The organism is Methanobrevibacter thaueri, from assembly GCF_003111625.1.
Taxonomy (GTDB): domain Archaea; phylum Methanobacteriota; class Methanobacteria; order Methanobacteriales; family Methanobacteriaceae; genus Methanocatella; species Methanocatella thaueri.
The window spans coordinates 24508-49353 of record NZ_MZGS01000023.1 but is presented as its reverse complement, the minus strand read 5'-3'; the positions used below and the strand labels follow the sequence as shown (position 1 = coordinate 49353).

Here is a 24846-nt window from a genome sequence, read left to right as displayed (position 1 = left end):
TTTTTTTTTAATTTTCAAAAGCATATTGTATAAGTTACTAGGTAATAATATAGGCGATTTATATGCATTTTTACCGATACCTTTATATACTATTGTTTACTATCTTTTAATTGGAGGTGTAATAATGAGTGAATTACCAATCGCACCAGTCGGTCGTATCTTAAAAAATGCTGGCGCACAAAGAATTAGTGATGATGCAAAAATTGCATTAGCTGAAGCATTAGAAGAAAAAGGTGACGAAATCGCACAAAAAGCTGTTAATTTCGCACGCCACGCTGGTAGAAAAACTGTAAAAGCTGAAGATATCAAATTAGCAATCAAATAGATTCGTTAATAGGTTATTTTCAATAAAAGCTTTAAATAAAAAAATCTATTGGCCATTTTCTTGGTCAATTTTTTTTTATTTTTATTTCTAATTTTCTTTTCCAATACTTGTTCTATACAATTAAGAAAACTTTATATATTAGTTTTACCTAAGTAGTATATGTTGTATAGGACCGGTGGTCTAGGGGTATGATTCCTCTTTGACGTGGAGGAGATCACGAGTTCGAATCTCGTTCGGTCCATATGCCATGGTAGTTCAGATGGGAGAACGCCAGACTGAAGATCTGGATGTCGCTGGTTCAAGTCCGGCCCATGGCATTCTATTTTCTGATTTTTTCTGATTTTAATCATATTTAAGAAAGCTATTTTTTTTCTAATCATGTTTCTATTATTAAGCATCAATTTAATGGTTAAATGAATGTTTCAAAAATAGATTAAAAAGTGATGGTTTTTTTTAATCTAGTCTTTTTTGGTTAAGGTAATTGGTTTCGGTTTTACTTGAGTGTTTTCCCTTAGTTCCTTGTATCTCTTAACGATTTCATAACCGTTGTCACTTCCGATTAAGTCTGCACCACCGGTTAGAATCTGGTTTGCAAATTTGTACTCGTTGATTCCGCCGTATATTTCGATTTTGATTTTTGGAGCATACTTTTGAATGATGTTGATATCGTTGACGTTTTCAAAGATGTGGTTTGGAGCCATAAATCCTGTTGAAGTCTTGACGAAGTCCGCTCCCGCATTTTCAGCAACCTTTGAGGCGTTTGCCTTCTGATAGTCTTCAAGGGCTTTGGTTTCAATGATTACCTTAAGGATTCTGTCCCCAATGGCTTCCTTGATCTGTCTGATTTCACTTTCGAGCAGGTCATACCTTTCATCCTTCAGGTAGCTTAGGTTGATTACCACTTCAACTTCATCTGCTCCTTTCTCAATCAGTTCCTTGGCTTCTGCAACTTTGCTTTCTGTGTCTTCAAAGCCTAAAGGGAATCCGACAACACTTCCGACCTTGATGTCGGTGTCAGCCAGGATTTCTTTGGCCAATGCTATGTATGTCGGTGCGATGACCACTGAATTGAAGTTCAATTCCTTTGCCTTTTCGAGGAATTCCCTCATTTCGCCTTCAGTAATCATATTGCTTAAATTGGTGTAGTTTATAAGACTTGCCAATTCTTTTGAATTTTTTATATTGTACATAATAACACTCTCTCTCAATTAGTTAGTATATATACGAACATCTTATATAAACATTTTTATATTAATCTCTTCATCATGTATGGTCCGACCTTCTCATAGCCGAATTTGCGATAGTAGTTTCTGGTTCCGATTCCGCTGATGATGGCCATCTCCTCCTTGCCGTTGTCAATGGCAATGCCTTCAGCCTCTTTCAGAAGCCTTTCGCCGAATCCGGTATGCTGGCCGATTTTAGGATTTTTCCCGCCAATCTTGATCATGTTTCCATAGACGTGCAGTTCACGGATGAGCGCTGTTGTGTCTGCAATTTCCTCTCGGAAATGATTCTTGGACGGCAGGCGCAGTCTAATGAATCCTGCAATGCTTTCTTCATTAATATCCTCAATGGATAAGAAATGTTCTTCCCCCTCGCATGCAGTATAGCTTTCGCTGAACAGTTCGAAATCATCCAGGGTATATTCCCTTGATGTCTTCTTATGGCCGATTTCACGGCAGCGGATGCACTGGCAATTGATGTGCTCCTTTTCCAGGTTGTTGTAGACAAGCTCCCCAAGGTTGGATTTCTTGACTCCTGCCTCAATGAGTGTTGACGGGATATCCCGTTGTATTCTCATGGTCCTGACCCATTTCGGAAGAATTGCCTTGACCTTTGTTATGAGCTCAACTGCCTCATCGTCATTGTATGGCTCGTATTCGCCTTTGGCCCAGAGGTCATAGAGTTCGCTTCCCTTGGTGACGAGGCAAGGGTAAATCTTGAGCATGTCCGGCTTGAAATTGTCGTCGCTGAACAGCTGCTTGAACATCTTCAGGTCCTGCTTCTGGTCAGAAAAGAGTCCGGGCATCATGTGCATGGCAACCTTTATTGCAGAATCCCTTAAAAGCTGATTTGCCTCAACGACGTCCGCAATGGTGTGTCCCCTTTTGATTTTGGCGTAAAGCTCATCGGACAATGTCTGGACGCCAAGCTCAACTCTTGTAACGCCGAAGTCAAGCATCCTGTTGATGTGGTCCTTTTTACAGTAGTCTGGACGGGTTTCAAATGTCATTCCAACACATCTGACCTTTGAGTTTTCATTGACGCTTTGAACGTCTTCAATCAAAACGTAATCGTTTGGCGGATAGGTCTTCAACACGCCTTGCTCAAATGATCTTATCTCATCAGCGTCAAGATTATAGTCGTAGTTTGTCGGCTTGTTCTCCATTATCAATCCGAAATCGCACATGGCCTTAAGGCATTGTGAGACAAACCACTGCTGGTAGGACAGGTCCCTTGAAGGGAATGTTCCTCCCATGATGATCAGTTCGACCTTGTCAATAGGGTGTCCAATCTTTTTGAGCTGCTTTAGACGGTTGAAGCACTGGACATACGGGTGAAAATCATACATCCTGCCCCTGAGTGCTGCAGGCTCCTCACCAGTATAGCTTGGTGGGGCGATGTCGCTTTCAGGACAGTAAAAGCATCTTCCGTGAGGGCACTTGTGCGGATGGCACATCACGGCAACGATGGCAACGCCTGACATTGTTCGGGTAGGCTTTTTCTTAAGGATTCCTGACACTATCTCCTTTTCCTCGGGCTTTGCATATTCCAAGATGTCCGCATTGCTCATGAATCGGGACAGTTTCAAATCCCTGCACAGCTGCCTTTTTTCAACCTCAAGATCGCGCCTTGTTGATATTTTTCCCTCTAGGATGTCCTCAATGATAATTCGACATGCTTTTTCCATTATTTTTTCACCTGTAATTAATAGTTAATGTTATATGGGAATTGTTTAAATAGTTAATGTTTTATAATATAATATATAATACAATTTATAAAAAATAAAGGTGAAAATATGCAAATCAAAGAATTTATTGGATCTACTGTTTTAGATAAAAACGCAAATGTAGTTGGTAAAGTTGATAATGTTGATTTTGACACCGAAACCGGTAAAATCGAAACTATCGCTTTGACTTTACAAAAAAACATTTTCACAAGAGACGAACTCGAAATCAATTTCGATGATATTCAAACTATCGGTGCATATGTAATTCTAAACAAAGAAATCGAAACCGAAGCTGAAGAAGAAGCAGAAGAAGCTGAAGCAGAAACTGTTGAAATCGAAATTGAAGAAGACGAATAAGTCGCAGGTATAAAAATGGTTGTAGATGCAAGGGATTTGGAGATAACTCTCGACTCTCATGTTCGTTATGTCGATACAGGAACCATCGGTAAGGTTCTTGATTTGAAAGTCGAAAATGAGGTCGGTTGGGTTAAACTTGACAAGACCGAGTTATGGTATCGCGCAAACCATGTGGAATTGCTTGATGAAAAGGACATCAAAAAATCCAGATGGGGCGACAATAACGAAGTCGACATTGAAGATTTAAAAGAAAAAGCATTGGACTTCAATGACTTAGAGCTTGCAGCCGATGCTGGTAACGGTGGAGGTTAAAATCCACCCTTTTTCATTATTTACTTGTAAATAATCTTATTTTTTCAGCAAGTTTAGGGCCAATGCCGTCTACTTTCTGCAACTCATTTTCTGAAACGCCACTCAAATCATTACCAAAGATATTGACCAGATTTCTGGCTCTTTTTCTTCCCAGCCTTTTGACACCAACAACCAACGGGATAATGTCAACTTTAACACCATAATACAGTCTGGCGGACATGATGTCGAATTCCTTCAGGTTGGAATAGTTTCCAAGCACTTCGGAGGTGTCCTTTGCAAACTTGACAAGGCGTGAAGCCTCATATGCTGATCTTCTTGTTGATGCGGAATAGACATTGTACCTGTTTTCTATTTCATACTCGCTTCTCTCGTTAATCCATTCGATTAGGGACACTGCGGTCGCTTCAGGATTTCCGATGTCAACTGCAAACAGTCCATGTTCGGACAGCTTTTCCTGAACAGGGTCTTTTGATTTTCTTCCCTTGAATGATATCAGTGGCAGGTCAGGGGTTTCACACAATGCATAGATGAATTCCTCAACATTGAGCTCGCTGACATCTGAAATGTACTCCTTGATTTTAACGGCGGTTTCAACTGAATAGTTTGATTTTGCAATCAGATTACCGAATTCAGTGGTCTTAAGCCCTTCAGGTGTCGCCCTTATGATTCCGTTTTGAAGCAGGAATGAAAGCGCATTTTCAAGCTCATACTTTAGGCTGTCCTCTGCAAACAATGCCATTGAAGGATTGTTCTTCATCTGATAGCCGTAAAGGGTTTTTCCAAAGAATTCCACCAGTTCGTCCAGATTCTTTGAAAGGGTTGAGGCGATTTGGGCGATTATTTGCCTGTAGATTGCATCCTTGTTGTCAACCAGTTTTGAATTTGTTAATTCTATATCTCCTTCAACATAATGTTCCTGGAGGTTTTGGGCCTCATCCATTGTCTTTGCAATCAGGTAGGAGTATCCCACATCGTCATACTGTGGTCTTCCGGCCCTTCCTGACATCTGTTCGTAATCAAAGACAGGGATTGGCTGCGGGCCGAATTGTGTCCAGCGTGTATGGTCCCTTATGATGACCGTCTTTGATGGCAGGTTGACTCCGTACATCAAACTTGGAGTTGCGGTAATCATCAGGATATTTCCGTTTCTGAATTCATCTTCAATGATTTCCTTCTGTTCATTGAAAAGCCCTGCATGGTGGAATGCCACTCCATGTTCGCAGCTTTCAGCCAATTTGAGGCAGGTGCTGGTTGGAAGGGATCCTTTCCTTTTCGGAACTTCCAGTATCTTTTCAGCAACTTCCTTGAATTTTTCCCTTTGCCTGACGTTGATCTTTTTGTTTATTTTTTTAGAGACGTAGGTTGCCAGGCTTTCAGTGAATCTTCTGGTGGATACGAATGACAATGCCTGTGACTTGTCCTTTATCGATTTTTCCAGGATTTTCACTATGACGTCATTCTTGTTTTTGGTGTTGAACATTTCCGCATCCAGCACTTCCTTGTTTAATGGAACCGGACGATAATCGTGCTCGATGCATTTGCCCTCAAGCCATCCCTCAATCTCCTCAATGTTTCTCAGTGTTGCGGACAGGGCAATTATCCTGATGCTTGGATTGATGATTTTTGCCCTTGTTATTGCGGCCTCAAGGGTAGGGCCACGTGTGAACTCCCCGATCATATGGAATTCGTCAATGATTAGTGTGTCAACATCCCTAAGGGTGTTCCAGGAAAATCTTGTAAGCGCATCGAAGGACTCGAAAACCATGACGGACAAATCAGAACTGGAGGGGTGTCTGCCAACTGTGATTCCATGTTCCTCAAATGCCTTGAATTCCTTCACCTTTTCATTCTGTATTGAAAGCAAGGGTGCCGCATAAACGGCTTTTCCACCATCAAGTATTGTCTTTAATGCAGGCAATACTCCTAAAACGGTTTTTCCACTTGCTGTTGGGATACAGATGATGTAATTTGATTTGTCATCCAGATATCCTGATTCAATGACAGCCTTTTGGGCAGGATTGAACTCTTCTATGTAGGGATATGCGCTGTTAATTATTGTTTTTATATCGTCTCTTAAATTTTCCATTTTAATCATTTAATTCTTATTTTTTTCATATATATTAAATATTATTAGAGAGCATTTGGTTAGTATTTTGGGCAACAGTTATATATCATTGAATAATAGAAATATCTACGAAATTAACTATTTATAGGAGACATTAATTATGGCAATAAAAGTAGAAGTATTTTCAACAAGTACTTGTCCACACTGTCCTGCAGCAATTGATGCTGCTGAAAAAGCAAAAGATAAATTAGGCGACGCAATTGAAGTAGAATCAGTCAAAATTGACGACCCACAAAACCCTGATAACAGACAAAGGGCTATGGATTACCGCATAATGGCTGTACCAACTGTTGTAATAGATGGTGAAGTAACTTTTGTTGGCGCACCTAGTGAAGAAGAACTTATTAGTGTACTTGAATCTAAATTATAGATTCTCTCTTTTTTTATTTTTCTTAAAATGACTAATGAAAATTATACTGGCGTTACAACAGGTACAGTAGCTACAGCCTGTTCACTGGCCGCATTGGATGCGATTCTCGACTCATCAGACATTGCATGCGTTACAGTCGAAACCCCTAAGAAAACATTGGACATCATCATTGATGAGTGTAAACGTGTTTCCGATGTTGAAGCTTATGCTGTGGCTCATAAGAATCCCTACAACGACCCTGACGTTACAGTTGATTTGGCAATTGTTTCAACCGTCGAATTGCTGGATAAGACAGATGAGGATGTTGATGTGATAATCACTGGCGGAGAGGGTGTTGGCAAAATCACAAAGCCTGGCCTTCAGATTCCTGTTGGGGATTATGCAATCAATCCTGTGCCTCGCCGTATGATTGTTAAGAATTTGACCGAAAGAATACCTGAAGGCAAGGTTGCAAAGGTGACAATTTCCATTCCTGAAGGTGAAAAGATAGCCAAAAAGACCATGAATCCCAAACTGGGAATCATCGGAGGAATATCAGTATTGGGAACCACAGGAATTGCAAGATCAATGTCCAGTGAAGCCTATAAGAATTCCATTGTCACACAATTGGATGTCGCCCTGGCATCAAACATTGATGATTTGGTTTTTGTCCCAGGAAACATTGGTGAAAAACTGGCATTGAAGCGTTTGAATGTCACTAAGGAACAGATTGTCCAAACCGGTAACTATGTGGGATTCATGTTTGAGGAGGCCGAAAAGAGGGGAATCACCAAATTCACATTCTTCGGACATATGGGCAAACTGATTAAGGTTGCAGGGGGACTTTTCAACACCAAGCATGCAGTTGCCGATGGAAGGCGTGAGATAATGGTTGCCCATGCTGCGCTTTGCGGTGCCGGCAAAGAGGACCTTCAGAGGCTGTTCGATTCAAAAACCACCGACGACATGATGGATATCCTGAATGAGTTGAACATTTCAGTTGAAGTTTCAAACAGTATTGCTCAGGCAATCAAGGAAAGATGCAAGCAACGCTTTGATTTGGATTTGAACGTTTTCCTCGTGGACATGGAAGGCAATTATTTAAACGACAATATGGAAATCCGCACTGAGAAATAATTTTTATATTGTGGGCGGGCTTTGTGAATGTCTGCTGAATATTTAACGCAAATTTAATCCAAAACTTTTTTTTTAATTTCATGGTTGACTGATTAGTTTAATCGTCACGATGAAAATCAAACTTGATTCAACATGTTAATCTATTCGAAAGAGGATTTTTTCAGTGGAAAAAATGAAAATTTGTCAGTTGATATCACTAATTAATTATTTAAACAATAATCACATTATATTAATATAGTGAAGTTAGGAGTTTTATTCTTATGAAAATAGCTATGGTTGGTCAGTTCCCGCCTCATGTTGGAGGTGTGGGGGTTCATATTCATACCTTATCCAAAAAACTGGTTGAAGAGGGCCATGAAGTCTATGTAATCACATATCCCCACAAGGAGATTAAGGATATTGACGGAATACATGTCATTGGAACTAAAGGACTTAACATTCCTGGCGTAAGGGGATTGATGTTTAAGAAGAATGCCAAAAAGGCATTGGAAGAGCTTCTCGAAAAGGAGGATATAGACATTATTCATGGTCATTACCTGTTCCCTGCGGGAGCTGCGGCGGTTGAAGTTGGAAACGCCCACAATATCAAGACTTATGTTACTGCACACGGTTCAGACATGTTTGAATTATACAAGTCCCAACCATTGATGCGTTCAACAATCAGAAATGTATTGAAAGGTGCTGACGGAGTGTTTGCGGTTAGCAATGCATTGAGACATGAAATCATAGCGACAGGTGTTGTTGGAATAGCCGGCAAAACCAAGATTTCATGGAACTCCGTGGACATTGACAAGTTTTCATCAAGGGAAAACGATTCATTCAAGAGGGAATATAGGCTGACCGACAAGCCTATTGTGCTTTTCGTGGGAAATCTAATCAAAAGGAAAAACGTAGAATCCCTTTTGGAGGCTAAAAAGATAGCTAATAGTGATTATTATCTTGTCGTTGTCGGTGACGGACCTCTATTCAAGAAGCTTAAGAAAAAGGTTGAAGAGGAAAACATCCGTGACGTGATTTTCACAGGTTCCAGAAACGATGTTGAGAACATCATTCCAAGCTGTGACGTTCTGGTGTTGCCATCCTTTTCAGAAAGCTTTGGACTGGTACTGATTGAAGCCTTGGCTTGTGGAAAACCGGTCATTGGAAGTAACGTTGGTGGAATAACCGAAATAATTAATGATGATGTTGGTTTGCTTGTTAACCCAACAAAGGTTTCATCCATCGCAAGGGCAATTGACCGGATGATTAATGATGATAATATGAGGACTGTCATGTCAATGAACGCCAGAAACAGGGCTAAGGATTTTTCTGTAGTTACAATTCCTTATGATGAGGTGCAATAATGAAAAAGACTGTCAGGTCACCGGGTTCTGCAACAATAATCAATGCAATAGCAACAGGCTGCGGTTCAGCTTTTGGGATAGATTTGGACATCGAATGCGAGGCAAGGGCAACTTCAAACTCAATCAGCTGCTCAAATGATGTTGGAGCGGACACAAGACTTATGGAATTGTGTGTAGATAAGGTTTTTAAACATTATGATATTGATGAAAATGAATTTGGAATTGATTTGAAGACAAAATCAAGGTTGCCGATGGCTTCAGGACTATCAAGCAGCAGCGCTTCATCAAATGCGATTGTCAAGGTCACTTCTGAAATGATTGCAGAGGAATTTGGCCTGAATGCGCTAGAGGATTTGGAGGTTGTCAACATGGCAATCGATGCTTCACTTGAAGCGGGAGTTACAATTACAGGTTCATTTGACGATGCAACAGCATCCTACTTTGGGGGTGTTGTTGTCACAGATAACAGGAATAGGGAATTCATCGTAAGGGAAAGAATGGATGATTATCCAATCCTGATTTACATGCCCAATTTCCATTCAAAGTCAGGGGACAGTGATGCCAACCGCATGAAACTCTTGGCGCCACTTGTTGAAACCGCATTTGATTTTGCATGCAAGGGCGATTATTTAAAAGCATTGAACCTTAATGGTTTAATTTATGCAGCGACTTTAGGCTTTGATTCCACAATAGCCATTGATGCATTGTCTGCAGGGGCTATTGCATCAGGTTTGTCTGGAACAGGTTCAGCCTTTGTTGCGGTTGTTCGAGAGGATTCAATTGATGATGTCAAGGAATCCTGGGAAAAATACGAAGGCCGTGTCATTGAAACACAGGTCGATAATGAAGGATGTTGTATATTATGAAGAGAATATATTTAGTGTTGCTGTTAACTGCAGTGTTGCTTAGCATATCAGCGGTTTCAGCTACGGATGACTTTGCAATTTCCAATGACACATTGGAAATCGATAATGTTGATGAAATGCCATTGCAGAATCAGGCTGATTTAAATCAGGGAGAGGAATTACAGTCTGATGATGACCCTGCGCTTGAAACTTCTACAGACACTGTTGCTAATGACACCAAAAAGGTTCAGGTTCCCTCAAAGGCGACAACAAAAAATGTCAAATCAACATATGGGACCCCCGCAAAATTCACACTTAAACTAACAGATCAAGACGGAGAGGGCATTTCAGGCAAGTTGGTAACATTTAAGGTAAATGACAAGGTCTACAAGATAAAAACAGATTCCAAAGGAATTGCCACTTTAAAACTAAATTATAAAGCAGGAAAATACACCATAAAATATTCAGTTTCAGGATTTACAGGCAAAAACACCTACACAGTCAACAATAAAGTCACAATGACAATCTTGAAATGGGGAAATAAGGGTGATGTTTCCAAGATCAATCTAATCAAGAAAAACATGCCTAAAAACAAATGGGTCAAGGAAGCGGTAGATGCCACCAAAAAAGGAAATCCTCTTTTGAAATTCCAAGGAGGTAAAGGGAAAACAGTTTTCATCACCGCAGGAGTTCATGGAAATGAGCTGTCATCACAAGTTGCCGCAATGAAGCTGATTAACTATTTAAGTAAACATCCAATCAAAGGAACAGTATATGTAATCCCATTCGTCAACATAAATGCCATTACACATAAGGTAAGGCACACTGGCACAGATTACAATAGGGTGGCTCACAAGTCCGGAACCATATCAAATAAGATAGTCAATCTAGTGTCCAAATATGATTGCGACGCATATGGTGATTTCCACACTACACAACCTGGAGGCATTCCTGGAAAGGATATTGTCATGGGATCAGCAGGCCCCGCTAAAAAATGCAAGTCAATGACAAACTACATTGCAAAACATGCCAAAGTACATAAGAAGATTTATAAGTATGCAGGGGAGCAATATCCTGGAGCATTGGCGGATAATGTTAACAAAAAAGGTATTCCGGGTGTTATTTGTGAAGTGATGCTTCCTCACAATACTGTAACTGCAAAAACCGTTAAGACATCTTATTCAATGATGAGATACTTGCTTAAATTCAATTCTGTAATATAGGTGATTATATTAGGTGGAAAATAATTCTGGTAACATTATTTTTATTTTTAGCTCTCTCAACTGTCAGTGCCAGTGAAAACGCTGACGATTTCAATCTGACAGTTGCCAATGAGACAATTTTGGACAATCCTGTAGATGAGGCTCCAATAATCTCAGATTCTGATGCAGCCGAATCAAGTGTTGGAAACGATTCTCAAAATGAATCCTCACAGGAGATTGTTCCTGCTTCAAAATTGTCAGCTAGTGATGTGACCTCTAAATATGGTGTAAATACTGTTTTCAAGGTTAGGGTTTTGGATGCTGCTGGAAAACCGCTGGAAAACAAGTCAGTGACATTCAAGGTCAATGGTAAAACCTATGAACGCTTTTCAGATTCCAATGGGATGGCAAGCATTTCTTTCAAGTTCAATGCCGGAAAGTATACCATCAAGTACTATGTGGATGAGATCAGTGGGCAGAATACCATCAAGATTAACAATGCATATAAGATATTCATCTATAAATGGAAATCCGGAGCGGACGTTAAGAAAAACAAGAGAATCAAGAAGAACATTCCGAATTCCGCACTGGTCAGAAAGGTAGTCAAGGCCGCCAAAAAGGGAACTCCCTTAATCAAGTTTGTGGGCGGCAAAGGCAAGAAGGTGTTCATCACCGCCGGAGTTCACGGCAATGAATTATCTTCCCAGGTAGCTGCAATGAGGCTCATAAAATATTTGGAGAGCCATCCAATCAACGGCACCGTTTATGTCATGCCGTTCATGAATCCGAAGGGAACCGCTAAAAATGTAAGGGATTACAACGGTGTTCATTTAAATCAGAAAGCCAATGTGAAAGGAACTATTTCATATAAGACCGTCAAACTGATTACCAAAACCAAATGTGACGCTTATGGTGATTTTCACTGCACCCGTCCTGGAGGAAAACCTGGAAAGGACTGTGCGATGGGAACATATAATCCAACCCATCAGAGTGCTGTGATGGCAAAGTACATTGCTAAAAAATGTAATGCCAAGTGCATTGTCTATAAAAAAGCGGGCAGCGAGTATCCTGGTGCTTTAGAGGATGTTGTCAGCATGAAAGGAATTCCTGCAGTAACATGTGAGGTCATCACCCCACATGGTAAGATTGCGAAGGGGACTCCTGCAAAATCACTGTCATTGATGAAGGCACTTTTGAGTTTTAACAAGGTTATTTAAAAACTAAACATATAGTTTATATACTATGATTAGTATAAATTATATTATTATCAATTTGGTGATTTTTTGAAAAGTAATAGTGAAATTAAATCTTTTGAAAGTGAAAACGAAGCTAGAATACTTCTCGAAGAATCCAGAAAACGTATTGATGAAATTGATAATGCGTTATTTGATTTAATTTCTCAAAGAACTTCTCTTGCAAAGGATATTGCACTTTCCAAGGAATATCTTGGAATGCCTGTTTACGATGAGAATAGGGAAAAGGAAGTTCACAGAAAAATTGAGAAATTTGCTGAAGATAATAATCTTGATGTTGATGTTATTGATCAAATCGTGAATTTGTTAACTATATTGAATAAAAACGAGCAAAAAGAAATTTTAAGGAGGAATGTTAATGGGCAATATTAGAACTTCATTTGTTAAACGTTTAGCAAAAGAATTAATTGAAACTCACAAAGGTGTTTTCACTACTGATTTTGAAGAAAACAAAAAATTAGTACAAGAATACTCTACTGTAAGTACTAAACATTTAAGAAATAAAATCGCTGGATATGTAACAAGGCTTGTCAGGTTAGAACAAACCCAAGAATAAGCTTTTTTTCATATTTTTTTTACTATTTTTTATAAATTTTTTTTGGCATTTAAATTTTTTTCAGATTTCCCAATCTCTTTTTTAATTAAAGTTTATTAATATGGTTAGATAAAAATAGATATGTATATTTTATTTTGTTATATTTTTAACAAAATATTTTATGAATACTTTAAGAAATAGGTGAACTTAATGGATTTGGTAGTAGTAAAATTCGGAGGAACCTCGGTAGGTGATGGTTCCAGAATTAAAAAAGCGGCGCAGTCCGTAGTAAATGAGTATATGAAAGGTAGTCGAGTGGTAGTTGTAGTTTCAGCTGTTAATAAAACTACTGACGAGCTCATCGGATTATCTGATGAAGCTATTGGAGCTAGTTTGACTGACAAGCAGAAGGCAGAAATTATGGCTATGGGCGAATTAACTAGCGCCAGATTATTCTCAGCAACTATTGAATCTTTAGGTGTCAAGTCAGAATTTATCGACCCATATAGTGAGTTATGGCCAATTCAAACAGATTCCAATTATTTAGAGGCTAAGATTGACTTTAACACTACACGTAAAAAAACCGAAGGAATCTTGCAACTTGTAAATCAGGGTGTAATCCCAGTGATTTGTGGATTTTTAGGCCAAGGACCTAGCGGCGAAATCACAACACTCGGTAGAGGAGGAAGTGACATAACTGCATTCCTTATAGGCCACTGTTTAGATGCTAATGAAGTAATCATCGTCACTGATGTGGACGGAGTAATGTCAACCGACCCGAACAAAATCGAAGAGGCACAATTGCTCGAAGAAATATCAGTCGAAGAATTAAGGGATTTGGCTACTCATGGAGCTCAAGTTCTACATCCTCATGCATTAAAATACAAAGATCCATTAATAACTGCAAAAATTATCAATTTTGAGCATGGAGACCTCTCTTCAAAGGGAACACGCATTCTTGGTCCTTATGAAGGTGAAATGTTGAAATGCGTAACACTTTATAAGAACCCTATTTCTCTTATTGCAATTGTTGGTGAAGCGATGGTTAAAACACCAGGCTTAATAGCAAAGCTGTCCGGAAGCCTTGCGGATTCAGACATAAACATTTTTGGAATATCCGCAGGTCAGAATTCAATAACAGCATTTGTCGACAAGACAGACTCCAACAAGGCATATCATTTATTACATAAAGTAGTCATTGAAAGTGATGTATTGAGTTCTCTGTCCCTAGGAAGAGACACTGCAATGATAACCTTTGTAAGCCCAGACATAATCGATACACCAGGAATCATTTCAGAAGTCACAGAACCACTTAGAAAAAATGAAATCAATATTGTCGAGATTATCTCATCACAAACAGCAATCGTTTTATTCGTCGATTGGGAAGATGGTGAAAAAGCACGTGAATTAATTAACGAGGTTTTAGAATGAAATTTGAAGGAACATATGTTGCAATGGTAACTCCATTCACAAATGATTTGGAGATTGATGAAGAGGGATTCAGATCTAATATTAACTATTTGATTGATAAGGGAGTCACAGGTTTAGTTGGTGCAGGCACCACCGGTGAATCCGCTACAGTCAGTCACGAAGAGCATCAAAGGATTATTGATATCCTTGTCGATGAGGTTAACGGCAGGGTTGAAACTATTGCCGGAACCGGAAGTAACGCAACTTCCGAAGCACTTTCCCTAACCCAATATGCATATGATGCAGGTGCGGATTCCGCATTGTTAATCACTCCATATTACAACAAACCTCAGCAACATGCTATGGTTCAACATTACTCAACCATTGCTGATGCGGTTGACATTCCTTTGATTCTATATAATGTGCCTTCCCGTACAGGAATCAACATGGATGTTGAGACTATCGTGGAACTCGCTAAAGTCGACGGTATCGATGCTGTCAAAGAAGCTAGCGGAAGCGTTGATAAAGTTTCCGACATCTACAAAGCACTTACCCATGAAGGAATTGAGGATGATTTCTGCATTCTCTCAGGTGAAGACTCATTGACCTTACCTCTTATGGCTGTCGGTGCTACAGGTGTCATTTCAGCTTCAGCAAACATTGATGCAAAAAGAATGGTTTTAATGGTTGACAGCATTCTCAATGATGATTACACAAGAGCAATGGAACTTCACTATGAAATGGTCGAATTGATTAGGGCATTGTTCATTGAAAGCAATCCAGTTCCTGTCAAAACAGCAATGAATCTCATGGGACTCCCATCAGGACCATTAAGACAACCACTTGCAGAAATGTTACCGGAAAATCTTGAAGTTCTCAAAAAAGCATTAAAAGATTCAGATTTAATTTAAGTTGGTATTATTATGATTAGAGTTGCAGTAACTGGAGCCGCAGGAAGAATGGGCTCCGGAATAATTAGAAAAATTACTGAGCAAGATGACATGGAAGTTGTTGCGGCTATTGAAATGCCTAACACTCCTCTTGCAGGTAAAGATGCAGGCCTTCAGGCTGGAATTGACGAGTTAGGTGTTGAAATCACCGGATCTGAAAACTTGGAAGAAACTTTAAAAGCATCCGAACCTGATGTTTTGGTTGATTTCACTATCGCTCACGCAGCTGTTGAAACAATTAAAACCGCAACATCCTGTGGTGTCGGTGTTGTTGTTGGAACCACCGGATTCAGTGATGAACAGATGCAATCAAACATTGACAATGTAAAGGCCAATAATGTTCCTGCAGTCATCTCATCAAACATGGCTATCGGAGTGAATGTGTTCTTCAATACATTAAAGAAATTGGCTCCGTTATTGTATGATTTTGATATTGAAATTATTGAAGCTCACCACAACCAGAAAAAGGACGCTCCATCCGGAACAGCTATGACTGCATTTGAAGTTATAGCTAAAGAATTGGAACGTGACCCGGAAGAGGTAGGTGTTTACGGAAGAAAAGGACTTGTCGGCAAAAGAACCCCTGAAGAAATAGGTGTTCATGCAATCCGTGGTGGTGACATTGTAGGTGACCACACCGTAATGTTTGTCGGCGACGGTGAAAGAATTGAGCTCAAGCACCAGGCACATACAAGAGAAGTGTTCATTGCAGGTGTAATAAGAGCTATCAGATACATTCCGAATGCTGAAAAAGGCATTGTCAGCAGCATGAATGACGTTTTAGGATTAGAATAGGTGTTAGATATGGTAAATGTAGGAGTACTTGGCGCAACTGGAATGGTTGGACAAAGATTCATCCAATTGCTTGAAAACCATCCTGATTTTGAAGTCACTGCATTGGCGGCTTCCTCCAGATCAGCTGGTAAAAGATATGAGGATGCTACAACCTGGTATATGAATAATGAAATGCCTGAGTCTGTTAAAGACATTGAAGTGATTGAAACTACTCCGGAAGCAATGGATAATGATGTGGACATTGTATTTTCATCCCTTCCTGCAGATTTCGCATTGACTGTTGAAAAGGCATATGCAAAGGATTATGTTGTTGCAAGTAACGCCAGCGCACACAGGATGAAGAAAAATATTCCATTAGTAATTCCTGAAGTCAATCCTGAATGTTTAGACATGATTGATGCCCAACAGAAGGAAAATGACTGGGATGGATTCATTGTAACCAATCCAAACTGTTCAACAATTGCTTTGGCATTGACATTAAAACCTATTGTTGATAATTTCAATGTTAATTCCGTAAGGGTGTCAACCATGCAAGCTGTGTCCGGTGCAGGTTATAACGGGGTTCCATCAATGGCCATTATCGATAATCTCGTTCCTTACATTGGTGGGGAAGAGGAAAAAATGGAAAGCGAATCCTTATATCTGTTAGGTAAATTTGATGGTAGCGATGTAATCAATGCAGATTTCAAATTGAGTGCATCATGTCATAGGGTCCCTGTTATCGATGGTCATACTGAAGCAGTTTTCATCGAGTTGGATGATAAATTTGACATTGATGATGTGGCTGACAAAATGGCAAACTTCAAAGGATTGCCACAAGAACTTAATCTGTTCTCAGCTCCTGAAAATCCAGTAATTGTCAAAAATGAAAACGACCGCCCACAGCCTAGAATGGACAGAAATGCAGGTAATGGTATGGCCGTTACTGTTGGTAGATTAAGAGAAGACCAAGCATTTGACAATAGCTTTAAATATGTTCTTGTAGGGCACAACACTGTTCGTGGTGCTGCTGGAGCATCTATATTAAATGCAGAATTAATTAATGATAAAATACTCTAATTTTATCAATTTAATTTTTCTATTTTTTCTATTTTTTTTTATTTTTTCTATCTTTTTTCTATTTCTTTTTAATTTCAATTGTAAGTTAATTTAAGGGTTTAATTTAAATAGTATGAAATTAATATTTTATATCAAGGAAATATATTGTACAATATATCGGAGTTTTCAAATTCATAATGTCACACTAATTTGAATTCGATATTGGGATAAAATTTAAACTAAGGGATAGAATGCAAATAGGAATTGATGCTGAAAAAGATACTCTACAATCTTTAATTCGATCTTGCCTATTGGAGCTTAATAGCTTAAAATTTGAATTGACTGAGCTTGAAGTGGAACGGGAAAATGATACTACTCCTCAAAGGATAAAAGAGCTCGAAAAAGATATTGTAGATAAGGAAAAAGAAGTTTCTGTCATTAAATTTAAGGCAGAGGATGAAATCAATCTTTTGAAAAAACAGATGGAAGAGAAGGATATTCTCATCAAAAATCAAGAGGACAGGATCTATGAACTGGATTATGTCAACAATTCTCTTGAAGAGATTAAGGAATATTTCGCTGAGCAACTCTATGACTATAAGAAAAAGGAATTGGCTGAGGTCAATGAAAGATTAACTGAATCTTATAAGAGCATTGCTGAAAAAGAAGCTCAAATCAATTCTCTTTCCAGAACAATCGATGAATATAAAATCAAAGTACTAAAATTGGAAAATGATGTGGAATCTCAAGCGCAAATTTTGGAACTTGAGAAACAAATCGAATTGAAGAACAATGAGATCCGCATTAAAGAGAGTGAAATTAACCAAATCAAAACCGAAATGGATATTCTAAAACAACAGACCATCCCTAAAGATGAATACATCTCTCTTCAAACTCAATTTGAATCTGAACTCAATGCGATGAATAATGAAATTCTAACCCTAAGGCAAGATTCTATCCCAAAAAGAGACTATGAAGATTTACAACTTAAATTCAACTCCGAAATTAAAAGTTTAGATACTCAAATTGCCGATTTACAACAAAGCACAGTTCCTAAGGAAGATTATACAAATCTTAAAGCAAGATTCGATAATGAGATTGATGCAAGGGATAGTGAAATCCAATATCTCAGAGAAAGATCCATTCCTAAAGAGGATTATATCAATCTCCAAAACCATTTGGAAAGCGAACTCAGTGCCCGTGATAGTGAACTTCGCTATCTTAAGGAGCAAAGTGTTTCCCGTGAGGAATACTTGAGACTTCAAAGTGAGCTTCAAAGAAAAGAGGATAAAATCAAAAGGTTGGAGGAAATCAACAATTTCTTCAATGACCTGCAAGAAGAACAGGAGGCTTACGAAACTCAAGAGCAAACACCTCCTTTCAGATTGGAGAAAAAACAAGGTAGATAATTCTATCTTATTTTCTTTTTTTATATTTTTTCAATTATTTCCTGTTACATCTATTCCATCTTGTTTCGGTTGATATTTTTTTCATGGCCCCTTTCAATTAATGGATTCTTCACTCAATATCTGGCAATGGTAACATATAACTGTCATAATTCTGATGCCTTTTTTCAATATTTTTGATGGTTTTTTCGAAGCGATATTTCGGTTAATTATTTTTCTTACTTTAATTTACTTTATACCATAAAGTATTTATATAACCTTAAACTCATGTATTATGTAGAAAGGTTTAGTCAACACTATAAACTTATTTTCTCATGTTGATAATTAAACTGATCTAATTATTTATAAAATTAAAAAAAGGTGATTATTAATGGCACAAGGACAACCAATTTTTATCTTACCTGAAGGTACTAACAGGTCTGTCGGCAGAGATGCACAAAGAAATAACATCTTAGCCGGTAAAGTATTAGCTGAAACCGTTAGAACAACTTTAGGTCCAAAAGGAATGGACAAAATGTTAGTCGACGGACTCGGTGACATCGTAGTAACCAACGACGGTGTAACAATCTTAAAAGAAATGGATATCGAACACCCAGCAGCAAAAATGCTCGTGGAAGTAGCAAAAACCCAAGAAGATGAAGTCGGAGACGGAACTACCACCGCAGTTATCATCGCTGGTGAACTATTGAAAAAATCCGAAGGATTACTCGACTCAGACATCCACCCAACAATCATTGCAATGGGATACAGAAAAGCAGCAGAAAAAGCACAAGAAATTTTAGACCAAATCGCAATCGACGACATTGACTCTGAAATCTTACTCAAAGTGGCAATGACCGCTATGACCGGTAAAGGAACCGAAGCTGCACGCGAACCATTAGCAAAATTAATCGTAGACGCAGTTGAAGCTGTAGCAGAAGAAGACGGCACCGTTGACACCGACAACATCAAAATCGAGAAAAAAGATGGAGCTGTTGTTGAAGAATCCAACTTAGTTGAAGGTGTAATTGTAGACAAAGAAAGAGTACACCCAGGTATGCCATCTGAAATCAAAGACGCAAAAATCGCATTAATCAACACTCCATTAGAAGTTAAAGAAACCGAAATGGACGCTGAAATCACAATCACTGACCCTGCTCAAATGCAAGCTTTCATCGAACAAGAAGAAAAAATGGTTAAAGACATGGTCAACAAAATCGTTGATGCTGGAGCAAACGTATTATTCGCACAAAAAGGTATCGATGACTTAGCACAACACTACTTATCCAAAGCTGGTGTTTTAGCAGTAAGAAGAGTCAAAAAATCTGACATCGAAAAATTATCCAGAGCAACTGGCGCAAGCGTCATCACAAACTTAGATGACTTAACCGAAGAAGACTTAGGTATCGCTGGAACTGTTGAAGAAAGAAAAATCTCCGGTGAAGAAATGATCTTCGTAGAAGAATGCAGCGGCGCAAAATCCGTAACCTTATTCGTAAGAGGAAGTACCAAACACATCGTTGACGAAATCGTAAGAGCAATCGAAGACGCAATCGGTGTAGTTGCAGCTACTGTAGAAGACGACAAAGTTGTTGCAGGTGGAGGAGCTCCTGAAATCGCAATGGCTAAAAAACTCAAAGACTACGCAGAATCCATTTCCGGAAGAGAACAATTAGCAGTAAACGCATTTGCAGAAGCTTTAGAAATCGTACCAAAAACCTTAGCTGAAAACGCAGGTTTAGACAGTATCGACTCCTTAGTTGACTTAAGAGCAGCACAAGAAGACTCCTTCTACATGGGATTAGATGTATTCACTGGTGAAGTAGCAGACATGAAAGAAGCTGGTGTAATTGAACCTAAACGTGTCAAAAAACAAGCTATCCAATCTGCATCTGAAGCAGCTGAAATGATTTTAAGAATTGATGATGTAATTGCATCAACCAGAGGCCCTGAAGACATGGGTATGGACCCTTCCGCTATGGGCGGAATGCCTCCAATGATGTAAATTCTTTTACATCACTCTTTTTTTATTTTTTTATGTACACAAATAGGCTTATTTTTAAAACATCACTCAATGATGAAATTTATTATTTAAATGACACCATTCTAATTAATTTTGGCGTTAACCGCAATGGAATATCAACTTCTGAGTTAAATGCCGGCAGCAATGACCTGTACAAGACTGTTTTTAACCAACATTTGTCGCAGGAGAGAATTGATTATCTTGTGGACCATGACATATGCGAATATCTGATTAATGAATGCAAAGCGATGGACATTGATCCCAAATATTCCACAGGTCTGATCACTCTTGCCGAGATGAAAAACGTCAGCATTGTAACCAAGGCATTCAAAAACATTGAAGCGACTGCAATCGTTACTGCAGGAGTCAGGACAAACGCATCAAGGGCGGGCGATCCGGCATCATATTGGGAGGAAAACGGAGAATTTCACTTTGGAACAATCAATATCATCTTGCTCACCAATGTTAATCTGGACAAGTCAACATTGATGGAAGCGTTCATGACAGTTACAGAGGCAAAAACGGTTGCGTTAGGTAATTTGAGAATTCCCTCACAGTATTCCAATGGATTTGCAACAGGAACAGGTACCGATGGTGTGGCGATATTTTCCAACACTGATTCCGATGACAAGCTGACCAATGCAGGAAAGCATTCAAAGCTTGGGGAGCTGATTGCAAATGCGGTGATTGAGGCGGTTCCGAAAGCCATTGGAAAACAGGTCTGGATTACAAGCAAGTCCCAGTCCAATGCGCTGGTCAGATTGAATAGATATACGTTGGATATCAATGAGTTCTACGATAATCTCGAAGAGGATAAATTCGAATTCATAAAGCAGTTAAGAATAGATGCCAAAAAGCAGGATAATGTGGCGATAACTACTTCAATTTTGAATTTAATTGATGAAGTGGAAAATGGCCTGATTCAAAAGCGGGAAGCTTATGAATTGGCAATAAAAATAAAGGAAAATTGCAATAGTTATCCAATAAAAAGGTTATTGGAATATTGGATTAACTATTTTATTCGGTTGGATTGAATTCAACAACCTCTCCATTGTCTTTAACGATTTTTGCTATTGACTCTTCAGCCGCTTCCAGTTTTTCATTGCAGATTTTAACTAAATCCATAGCATTCTTAAATTCCTCAATAGCATCATCCAATGGCACATTTCCATTTTCTAATCTGTTCACGATTTCCTCTAATTTTTCTAAACTTTCTTCAAAACTTAATTTTTCTTCCATCATATCACCTTTGTGTTTATAGTTCCGTCTTCAAGTTCAATATCAACTTTATCTCCTACTTTAACATCTTTGGATGAGGATATTACCTTATCTTCAGTCTTTGCTATTGCATAACCTCTTTTCAATGTTAAAAGTGGATTCAAAACTTCCAATTTGTTAAAATTTTTCAAATATGAGTCTTTTTTATCTTTTATGATTTCCTCAGGGTTCTTCAATATATGTGAATTTTCAATTTTGAATAATTTGTTCCTATTCTCGTTGACAATGCGGGTTGCAGAGAAGTTTAATTTATAAACTAGATTATTCAAATCAATTCTTTTGTAATTATATATTGGTTCAGGGTTTTTTAAGATTGTTGAGCTTTCTAGCCTAATTAATCTATTTTTATTTTTATCAACAATGTTTTTTGATGAAAATGTTAATTTATCAACTAGATTATTCAAGCTCATCATTTTAATCTCATAAATTGATTCTGGGTTTTTTAAGATTGTTGAGCTTTCTAGCCTAATCAGTTTATTCTTATTTTTATCAATAATGTTTTTAGATGAAAACGTTAATTTGCCAACTAAATTGTCCAGAATCATCATTTTTATCTCATAAATTGATTCAGGATTTTTTAAGATATTTTTCTTAGAAATATTATCTAATATAGTTCTATTCATGGTTATTTTATCATTTATGGATTTATTTGCTCTTCTGTTGAGTTGTTTAACATTGTCCTTAACTTCATTAATGTTTGGCACGGCAATTTCGGCAGCGGCTGTTGGTGTTGCGGCTCGCTTGTCCGCTACAAAATCAGCAATTGTGAAGTCAATTTCATGTCCCACAGCACTAATGACCGGAATTTCACAATCATAAATCGCCTGGGCAACTTCTCTTTCATTGAAAGGCCATAGATCTTCAATGCTTCCTCCACCACGCCCAACAATTAATGTATCCAAATTGAACTTCTGAGCATGTTTAATTTGCCCTGCAATTTGAGGGGCTGCCTGATTTCCCTGAACAAGTGTTGAAAATACTAAAATCTCACAAATAGGATATCTCCTTTTAATTGTCGTGATAATGTCTCTAATTGCAGCACCGGTTTGTGCAGTAACGACTCCAATTCTATTGGGATATTTCGGTATTTTCTTTTTATGGCTTTCTTCAAACAATCCCATTCTCTTGAGTTCTTTTTTCAGCTGTTCAAAAGCCACATGCAAATCACCCAATCCATCTTCAGTAATTCTTCGGGCATTCAATTGATATTTTCCTTCTTTGTGGTAAACTTCTATGCTGCCTTTAACAATTACTTTCATACCGTTTTCAGGTGTGAATTTAAGAAATCTGTCTTTGCTGCTTTTAAACATCACCGCCGGAATCTGAGATGTTTCATCTTTCAAAGTGAAATAACTGTGGCTATTTGGATAAGAGTTATAATTTGAAATTTCTCCTTTGATGTAAATGTTTTTCAACTTAGGGTCGAAATTCATCTTCTTTTTAAGATAAGAATTAATCTCAGATACCGTGAATGTTTTCTCTTCCATGAATTCACCTTAAAATCAATATTGTTATTATGTTGTTTCTATTTAAAAGACTTTTTCATATTTTTAGAAACAGTTAATTAATACGAATGACTATCTATATTTAAGGTGTTTAATATGAGAATCAAAGATGAATTATTTGGCAAGGAAGTTCTCGATGCTGACATTCAAATCGTAGGAAAAGTAACAGATGTTGTTTTTGATAAGGATTCTTTTGAAATAACAGACGTGGTGATTAAAGGCTCAGGATTATCTGAACAGTTTAAAGCCAGTGAAGACCTTGTTCCTATGGAAATGATAAAGGTAATTGGAGATAAGATTTTACTCAAAGGCGAAGATGATATTTTATGAGTTCTAAAGATTATTTAATTGACTTGCTTAAGGAAAATGAAGTATTTCTCGAAGGGGATTTCACTTTATCCTCAGGCAAGAAAAGCAACTATTACATTAACATGAAAAAGGCGATTACCGAACCTGAAATTTTATCCACAATCTCAAAACTGATCACTGAAAAGATAGCTGATGATGATGTGGATAAGGTTGCGGGTCCTGCTTTAGGTGCAGTTCCAATAGCCACAGCAGTTTCCTTAGAGTCAAAATTGCCATTGCTAATGATTCGTAAGGAAAAGAAAGGTTATGGAACTTCCAAACTCATTGAAGGTGAACTCAACGAAAACGACAAGGTCATTGTTGTCGAGGATGTTGCAACAACAGGAGGATCACTTTTGAAAGCCATTAAAGCAATTCAGGATAATGGCGGTGAAGTGGTCAGGGCATTCGTAGTTGTTGACAGACAGGAAGGTGCCTCTGAAGAGTTTGAAAAAGCAGGAATAAAGTTAGAGCCTTTAATCTGTGTCAACGAATTTTTCGACTAAAAAAAATAAAAATAAATGATGAAAGTTAATTTCATCATTTTTTAACATGATGGACAAAATGAGGAAGTTCATCAATTATCAGGCTCATTGCAGTCTTCACGGCATTAGGTGAGCCTGGCATAGAGAAGATGATTGTTTTTTTATAGATTCCAGCGGTAGCTCTTGATAGAAGAGCCGCTGAACCGATTTCCTCAAATGATTTCGCCCTAAAGAGTTCACCGAAACCATCGATTTTTTTCTCAAAAAGTGATTCAACGGTTTCAACGGTAATGTCCCTGGTGTCGAGACCTGTTCCTCCGTTGGTCATAATCACATCAATATCCTCGTTTACCATTGAATCAATTGCATTTATCAAATCTTCTTTTTCATCAGGAATCAGTTTCCTTGATTTCAATGTGTATCTTGATTCAATTTCTTCTGCAATATATTTTCCGGACAAATCCAGCTTTTCGGATTTTCTGCTGTCACTAAGTGTTATCAATCCGCAGGTAATGTCCTTGGATGATTCTTTTTGATGTAATTTTGAAGTTTCACTTCCCATTTTCATTCCTCATTTTCAACTAATTTCTTTATTTGATTATATTCCGCAAGGTTCTTTAATAATTTTTCGCTGGGCCGATAATAGTAGGAATTTTCGAACTGGTCTTTTGTAATATACTTGTATTTGCATATGATCTTCAAATGATAGGTTACTGTCTTGTAGTCCACATTCAGTTTTTTCGACAGCTGGTTTCTGTTATGGGGCTTTTCCAAAATCATGTCGATGATGTTGATTGTTGTCTTGCCGCCGAGTCTTCCCTTTAAAAGGTAATATAATTCCTTATTATTAACGTGCCATACTCTATTTTTTTCCGGTTCTTTCATATTACCTCCCC

The 24846-nt window shown here is 38.1% G+C and carries 27 protein-coding genes and 2 tRNA genes; 22 read left to right on the top strand and 7 right to left on the bottom strand.

Going from position 1 to position 24846, the window contains the following annotated elements:
* Positions 1 to 124 precede the first annotated feature (124 nt).
* The 3 genes from MBBTH_RS06125 to MBBTH_RS06115 all read left to right on the top strand — a co-directional run bounded on the left by MBBTH_RS06125 (position 125) and on the right by MBBTH_RS06115 (position 642).
* On the top strand, positions 125 to 325 hold the full coding sequence (locus tag MBBTH_RS06125; protein ID WP_042691314.1) for a histone family protein: 201 nt from the start codon (positions 125 to 127) through the stop codon (positions 323 to 325).
* 169 nt (positions 326 to 494) lie between these two features.
* Positions 495 to 566: transfer RNA gene (locus MBBTH_RS06120), tRNA-Val, on the top strand.
* Between the two features lie 3 nt (positions 567 to 569).
* A tRNA-Phe gene (locus MBBTH_RS06115) sits at positions 570 to 642 on the top strand.
* 141 nt (positions 643 to 783) lie between these two features.
* Here MBBTH_RS06115 and deoC read toward each other — a convergent pair.
* Positions 784 to 1515, bottom strand: coding sequence for a deoxyribose-phosphate aldolase (gene deoC / locus MBBTH_RS06110; protein WP_116592179.1), 732 nt, complete (start codon positions 1513 to 1515; stop codon positions 784 to 786).
* 56 nt (positions 1516 to 1571) lie between these two features.
* Positions 1572 to 3236: a tRNA uridine(34) 5-carboxymethylaminomethyl modification radical SAM/GNAT enzyme Elp3 gene (locus MBBTH_RS06105; RefSeq protein ID WP_116592178.1), complete on the bottom strand. Its 1665-nt coding sequence runs from the start codon at positions 3234 to 3236 to the stop codon at positions 1572 to 1574.
* A 108-nt stretch (positions 3237 to 3344) separates the two neighbouring features.
* On the opposite strand from MBBTH_RS06105, the gene MBBTH_RS06100 reads away from it, so the two are divergent.
* Positions 3345 to 3632 (top strand): PRC-barrel domain-containing protein, encoded by a 288-nt coding sequence (locus MBBTH_RS06100; protein ID WP_116592177.1) that lies wholly within the window; start codon positions 3345 to 3347, stop codon positions 3630 to 3632.
* 15 nt (positions 3633 to 3647) lie between these two features.
* Positions 3648 to 3944 (top strand): DUF2098 domain-containing protein, encoded by a 297-nt coding sequence (locus MBBTH_RS06095; protein ID WP_116592176.1) that lies wholly within the window; start codon positions 3648 to 3650, stop codon positions 3942 to 3944.
* 16 nt (positions 3945 to 3960) lie between these two features.
* Here the strand turns inward: MBBTH_RS06095 and MBBTH_RS06090 are convergent, their stop codons facing one another.
* Positions 3961 to 6039 carry a DEAD/DEAH box helicase gene (locus tag MBBTH_RS06090; protein ID WP_116592175.1) on the bottom strand — a complete coding sequence of 693 codons (2079 nt, stop codon included), beginning with the start codon at positions 6037 to 6039 and terminating at the stop codon, positions 3961 to 3963.
* Between the two features lie 130 nt (positions 6040 to 6169).
* On the opposite strand from MBBTH_RS06090, the gene MBBTH_RS06085 reads away from it, so the two are divergent.
* From MBBTH_RS06085 to MBBTH_RS06015, 15 genes are all read left to right on the top strand, one after another.
* Complete coding sequence (locus MBBTH_RS06085) at positions 6170 to 6439, top strand: thioredoxin family protein (RefSeq protein WP_116592174.1); 270 nt, start codon at positions 6170 to 6172, stop codon at positions 6437 to 6439.
* Positions 6440 to 6466: 27 nt separating this feature from the next.
* Positions 6467 to 7555 carry a cobalt-precorrin-5B (C(1))-methyltransferase CbiD gene (gene cbiD, locus MBBTH_RS06080; protein ID WP_116592173.1) on the top strand — a complete coding sequence of 363 codons (1089 nt, stop codon included), beginning with the start codon at positions 6467 to 6469 and terminating at the stop codon, positions 7553 to 7555.
* A gap of 260 nt (positions 7556 to 7815) precedes the next feature.
* Positions 7816 to 8898, top strand: a complete 1083-nt coding sequence (locus MBBTH_RS06075; RefSeq protein WP_116592172.1) for a glycosyltransferase family 4 protein — start codon at positions 7816 to 7818, stop codon at positions 8896 to 8898.
* On the top strand, positions 8898 to 9764 hold the full coding sequence (locus tag MBBTH_RS06070; protein WP_116592171.1) for a shikimate kinase: 867 nt from the start codon (positions 8898 to 8900) through the stop codon (positions 9762 to 9764). Before MBBTH_RS06075 ends, MBBTH_RS06070 begins: the two co-directional genes overlap by 1 nt.
* Positions 9761 to 10966 carry a succinylglutamate desuccinylase/aspartoacylase domain-containing protein gene (locus MBBTH_RS06065; protein ID WP_165814043.1) on the top strand — a complete coding sequence of 402 codons (1206 nt, stop codon included), beginning with the start codon at positions 9761 to 9763 and terminating at the stop codon, positions 10964 to 10966. The genes MBBTH_RS06070 and MBBTH_RS06065 overlap by 4 nt, the downstream gene beginning before the upstream one ends.
* A gap of 119 nt (positions 10967 to 11085) precedes the next feature.
* Positions 11086 to 12162, top strand: a complete 1077-nt coding sequence (locus MBBTH_RS06060; protein ID WP_116592169.1) for a succinylglutamate desuccinylase/aspartoacylase domain-containing protein — start codon at positions 11086 to 11088, stop codon at positions 12160 to 12162.
* A gap of 66 nt (positions 12163 to 12228) precedes the next feature.
* A complete protein-coding gene (locus MBBTH_RS06055; protein WP_116592168.1) occupies positions 12229 to 12570 on the top strand; it encodes a chorismate mutase in 342 nt (113 codons plus the stop codon).
* A complete protein-coding gene (locus tag MBBTH_RS06050) occupies positions 12557 to 12754 on the top strand; it encodes a 30S ribosomal protein S17e (RefSeq protein ID WP_067043908.1) in 198 nt (65 codons plus the stop codon). Before MBBTH_RS06055 ends, MBBTH_RS06050 begins: the two co-directional genes overlap by 14 nt.
* 189 nt (positions 12755 to 12943) lie before the next feature.
* The gene (locus MBBTH_RS06045) at positions 12944 to 14164 is read left to right on the top strand and encodes an aspartate kinase (RefSeq protein ID WP_116592167.1); all 1221 of its coding nucleotides are present in this window, start codon (positions 12944 to 12946) and stop codon (positions 14162 to 14164) included.
* Positions 14161 to 15054: a 4-hydroxy-tetrahydrodipicolinate synthase gene (gene dapA, locus MBBTH_RS06040; RefSeq protein WP_116592166.1), complete on the top strand. Its 894-nt coding sequence runs from the start codon at positions 14161 to 14163 to the stop codon at positions 15052 to 15054. Before MBBTH_RS06045 ends, dapA begins: the two co-directional genes overlap by 4 nt.
* A gap of 12 nt (positions 15055 to 15066) precedes the next feature.
* Entirely contained in the window at positions 15067 to 15888 is an 822-nt protein-coding gene (dapB, locus tag MBBTH_RS06035) for a 4-hydroxy-tetrahydrodipicolinate reductase (RefSeq protein ID WP_116592165.1), read from the top strand.
* A gap of 9 nt (positions 15889 to 15897) precedes the next feature.
* The gene (asd, locus tag MBBTH_RS06030; RefSeq protein WP_116592164.1) at positions 15898 to 16947 is read left to right on the top strand and encodes an aspartate-semialdehyde dehydrogenase; all 1050 of its coding nucleotides are present in this window, start codon (positions 15898 to 15900) and stop codon (positions 16945 to 16947) included.
* A 230-nt stretch (positions 16948 to 17177) separates the two neighbouring features.
* Positions 17178 to 18335, top strand: a complete 1158-nt coding sequence (locus tag MBBTH_RS06025) for a coiled-coil domain-containing protein (protein WP_116592163.1) — start codon at positions 17178 to 17180, stop codon at positions 18333 to 18335.
* 367 nt (positions 18336 to 18702) lie between these two features.
* Positions 18703 to 20316, top strand: coding sequence for a thermosome subunit alpha (gene thsA / locus MBBTH_RS06020; protein ID WP_116592162.1), 1614 nt, complete (start codon positions 18703 to 18705; stop codon positions 20314 to 20316).
* Between the two features lie 32 nt (positions 20317 to 20348).
* A complete protein-coding gene (locus tag MBBTH_RS06015; RefSeq protein WP_116592161.1) occupies positions 20349 to 21368 on the top strand; it encodes an adenosylcobinamide amidohydrolase in 1020 nt (339 codons plus the stop codon).
* On the opposite strand, the gene MBBTH_RS06010 is transcribed toward MBBTH_RS06015, so the two are convergent.
* Positions 21352 to 21576, bottom strand: a complete 225-nt coding sequence (locus MBBTH_RS06010; RefSeq protein WP_243409729.1) for an exodeoxyribonuclease VII small subunit — start codon at positions 21574 to 21576, stop codon at positions 21352 to 21354. The two genes, MBBTH_RS06015 and MBBTH_RS06010, sit on opposite strands and share 17 nt — an antisense overlap.
* A complete protein-coding gene (xseA, locus tag MBBTH_RS06005) occupies positions 21573 to 23099 on the bottom strand; it encodes an exodeoxyribonuclease VII large subunit (protein ID WP_116592159.1) in 1527 nt (508 codons plus the stop codon). Before xseA ends, MBBTH_RS06010 begins: the two co-directional genes overlap by 4 nt.
* A gap of 114 nt (positions 23100 to 23213) precedes the next feature.
* Between xseA and MBBTH_RS06000 the strand changes: the two genes are divergently transcribed.
* Both MBBTH_RS06000 and pyrE read left to right on the top strand, forming a co-directional pair.
* Positions 23214 to 23447 (top strand): PRC-barrel domain-containing protein, encoded by a 234-nt coding sequence (locus tag MBBTH_RS06000; RefSeq protein ID WP_116592158.1) that lies wholly within the window; start codon positions 23214 to 23216, stop codon positions 23445 to 23447.
* Positions 23444 to 23971, top strand: coding sequence for an orotate phosphoribosyltransferase (gene pyrE / locus MBBTH_RS05995; RefSeq protein ID WP_116592157.1), 528 nt, complete (start codon positions 23444 to 23446; stop codon positions 23969 to 23971). Before MBBTH_RS06000 ends, pyrE begins: the two co-directional genes overlap by 4 nt.
* 34 nt (positions 23972 to 24005) lie before the next feature.
* Here pyrE and MBBTH_RS05990 read toward each other — a convergent pair whose 3' ends face one another.
* Together MBBTH_RS05990 and MBBTH_RS05985 are read right to left on the bottom strand one after the other, a co-directional pair.
* The gene (locus tag MBBTH_RS05990; RefSeq protein ID WP_116592156.1) at positions 24006 to 24512 is read right to left on the bottom strand and encodes a MogA/MoaB family molybdenum cofactor biosynthesis protein; all 507 of its coding nucleotides are present in this window, start codon (positions 24510 to 24512) and stop codon (positions 24006 to 24008) included.
* A 2-nt stretch (positions 24513 to 24514) separates the two neighbouring features.
* On the bottom strand, positions 24515 to 24835 hold the full coding sequence (locus MBBTH_RS05985; RefSeq protein WP_116592155.1) for a winged helix-turn-helix domain-containing protein: 321 nt from the start codon (positions 24833 to 24835) through the stop codon (positions 24515 to 24517).
* Positions 24836 to 24846 lie beyond the last annotated feature (11 nt).

What these genes read in the sequence shown, in the direction of transcription:
- MBBTH_RS06010 (WP_243409729.1), bottom strand. Translation starts at nt 21,576, where the DNA reads ATGATGGAAGAAAAATTAAGTTTTGAAGAAAGTTTAGAAAAATTAGAG.
- MBBTH_RS06000 (WP_116592158.1), top strand. Translation starts at nt 23,214, where the DNA reads ATGAGAATCAAAGATGAATTATTTGGCAAGGAAGTTCTCGATGCTGAC.
- MBBTH_RS06065 (WP_165814043.1), top strand. Translation starts at nt 9,761, where the DNA reads ATGAAGAGAATATATTTAGTGTTGCTGTTAACTGCAGTGTTGCTTAGC.
- MBBTH_RS06090 (WP_116592175.1), bottom strand. Translation starts at nt 6,039, where the DNA reads ATGATTAAAATGGAAAATTTAAGAGACGATATAAAAACAATAATTAAC.
- dapA (WP_116592166.1), top strand. Translation starts at nt 14,161, where the DNA reads ATGAAATTTGAAGGAACATATGTTGCAATGGTAACTCCATTCACAAAT.
- MBBTH_RS05990 (WP_116592156.1), bottom strand. Translation starts at nt 24,512, where the DNA reads ATGGGAAGTGAAACTTCAAAATTACATCAAAAAGAATCATCCAAGGAC.
- MBBTH_RS06095 (WP_116592176.1), top strand. Translation starts at nt 3,648, where the DNA reads ATGGTTGTAGATGCAAGGGATTTGGAGATAACTCTCGACTCTCATGTT.
- MBBTH_RS06070 (WP_116592171.1), top strand. Translation starts at nt 8,898, where the DNA reads ATGAAAAAGACTGTCAGGTCACCGGGTTCTGCAACAATAATCAATGCA.
- dapB (WP_116592165.1), top strand. Translation starts at nt 15,067, where the DNA reads ATGATTAGAGTTGCAGTAACTGGAGCCGCAGGAAGAATGGGCTCCGGA.
- MBBTH_RS05985 (WP_116592155.1), bottom strand. Translation starts at nt 24,835, where the DNA reads ATGAAAGAACCGGAAAAAAATAGAGTATGGCACGTTAATAATAAGGAA.
- deoC (WP_116592179.1), bottom strand. Translation starts at nt 1,515, where the DNA reads ATGTACAATATAAAAAATTCAAAAGAATTGGCAAGTCTTATAAACTAC.
- cbiD (WP_116592173.1), top strand. Translation starts at nt 6,467, where the DNA reads ATGACTAATGAAAATTATACTGGCGTTACAACAGGTACAGTAGCTACA.
- MBBTH_RS06125 (WP_042691314.1), top strand. Translation starts at nt 125, where the DNA reads ATGAGTGAATTACCAATCGCACCAGTCGGTCGTATCTTAAAAAATGCT.
- MBBTH_RS06015 (WP_116592161.1), top strand. Translation starts at nt 20,349, where the DNA reads ATGTACACAAATAGGCTTATTTTTAAAACATCACTCAATGATGAAATT.
- xseA (WP_116592159.1), bottom strand. Translation starts at nt 23,099, where the DNA reads ATGGAAGAGAAAACATTCACGGTATCTGAGATTAATTCTTATCTTAAA.
- MBBTH_RS06085 (WP_116592174.1), top strand. Translation starts at nt 6,170, where the DNA reads ATGGCAATAAAAGTAGAAGTATTTTCAACAAGTACTTGTCCACACTGT.
- MBBTH_RS06075 (WP_116592172.1), top strand. Translation starts at nt 7,816, where the DNA reads ATGAAAATAGCTATGGTTGGTCAGTTCCCGCCTCATGTTGGAGGTGTG.
- MBBTH_RS06105 (WP_116592178.1), bottom strand. Translation starts at nt 3,236, where the DNA reads ATGGAAAAAGCATGTCGAATTATCATTGAGGACATCCTAGAGGGAAAA.
- MBBTH_RS06045 (WP_116592167.1), top strand. Translation starts at nt 12,944, where the DNA reads ATGGATTTGGTAGTAGTAAAATTCGGAGGAACCTCGGTAGGTGATGGT.
- MBBTH_RS06100 (WP_116592177.1), top strand. Translation starts at nt 3,345, where the DNA reads ATGCAAATCAAAGAATTTATTGGATCTACTGTTTTAGATAAAAACGCA.
- MBBTH_RS06050 (WP_067043908.1), top strand. Translation starts at nt 12,557, where the DNA reads ATGGGCAATATTAGAACTTCATTTGTTAAACGTTTAGCAAAAGAATTA.
- MBBTH_RS06025 (WP_116592163.1), top strand. Translation starts at nt 17,178, where the DNA reads ATGCAAATAGGAATTGATGCTGAAAAAGATACTCTACAATCTTTAATT.
- thsA (WP_116592162.1), top strand. Translation starts at nt 18,703, where the DNA reads ATGGCACAAGGACAACCAATTTTTATCTTACCTGAAGGTACTAACAGG.
- pyrE (WP_116592157.1), top strand. Translation starts at nt 23,444, where the DNA reads ATGAGTTCTAAAGATTATTTAATTGACTTGCTTAAGGAAAATGAAGTA.
- asd (WP_116592164.1), top strand. Translation starts at nt 15,898, where the DNA reads ATGGTAAATGTAGGAGTACTTGGCGCAACTGGAATGGTTGGACAAAGA.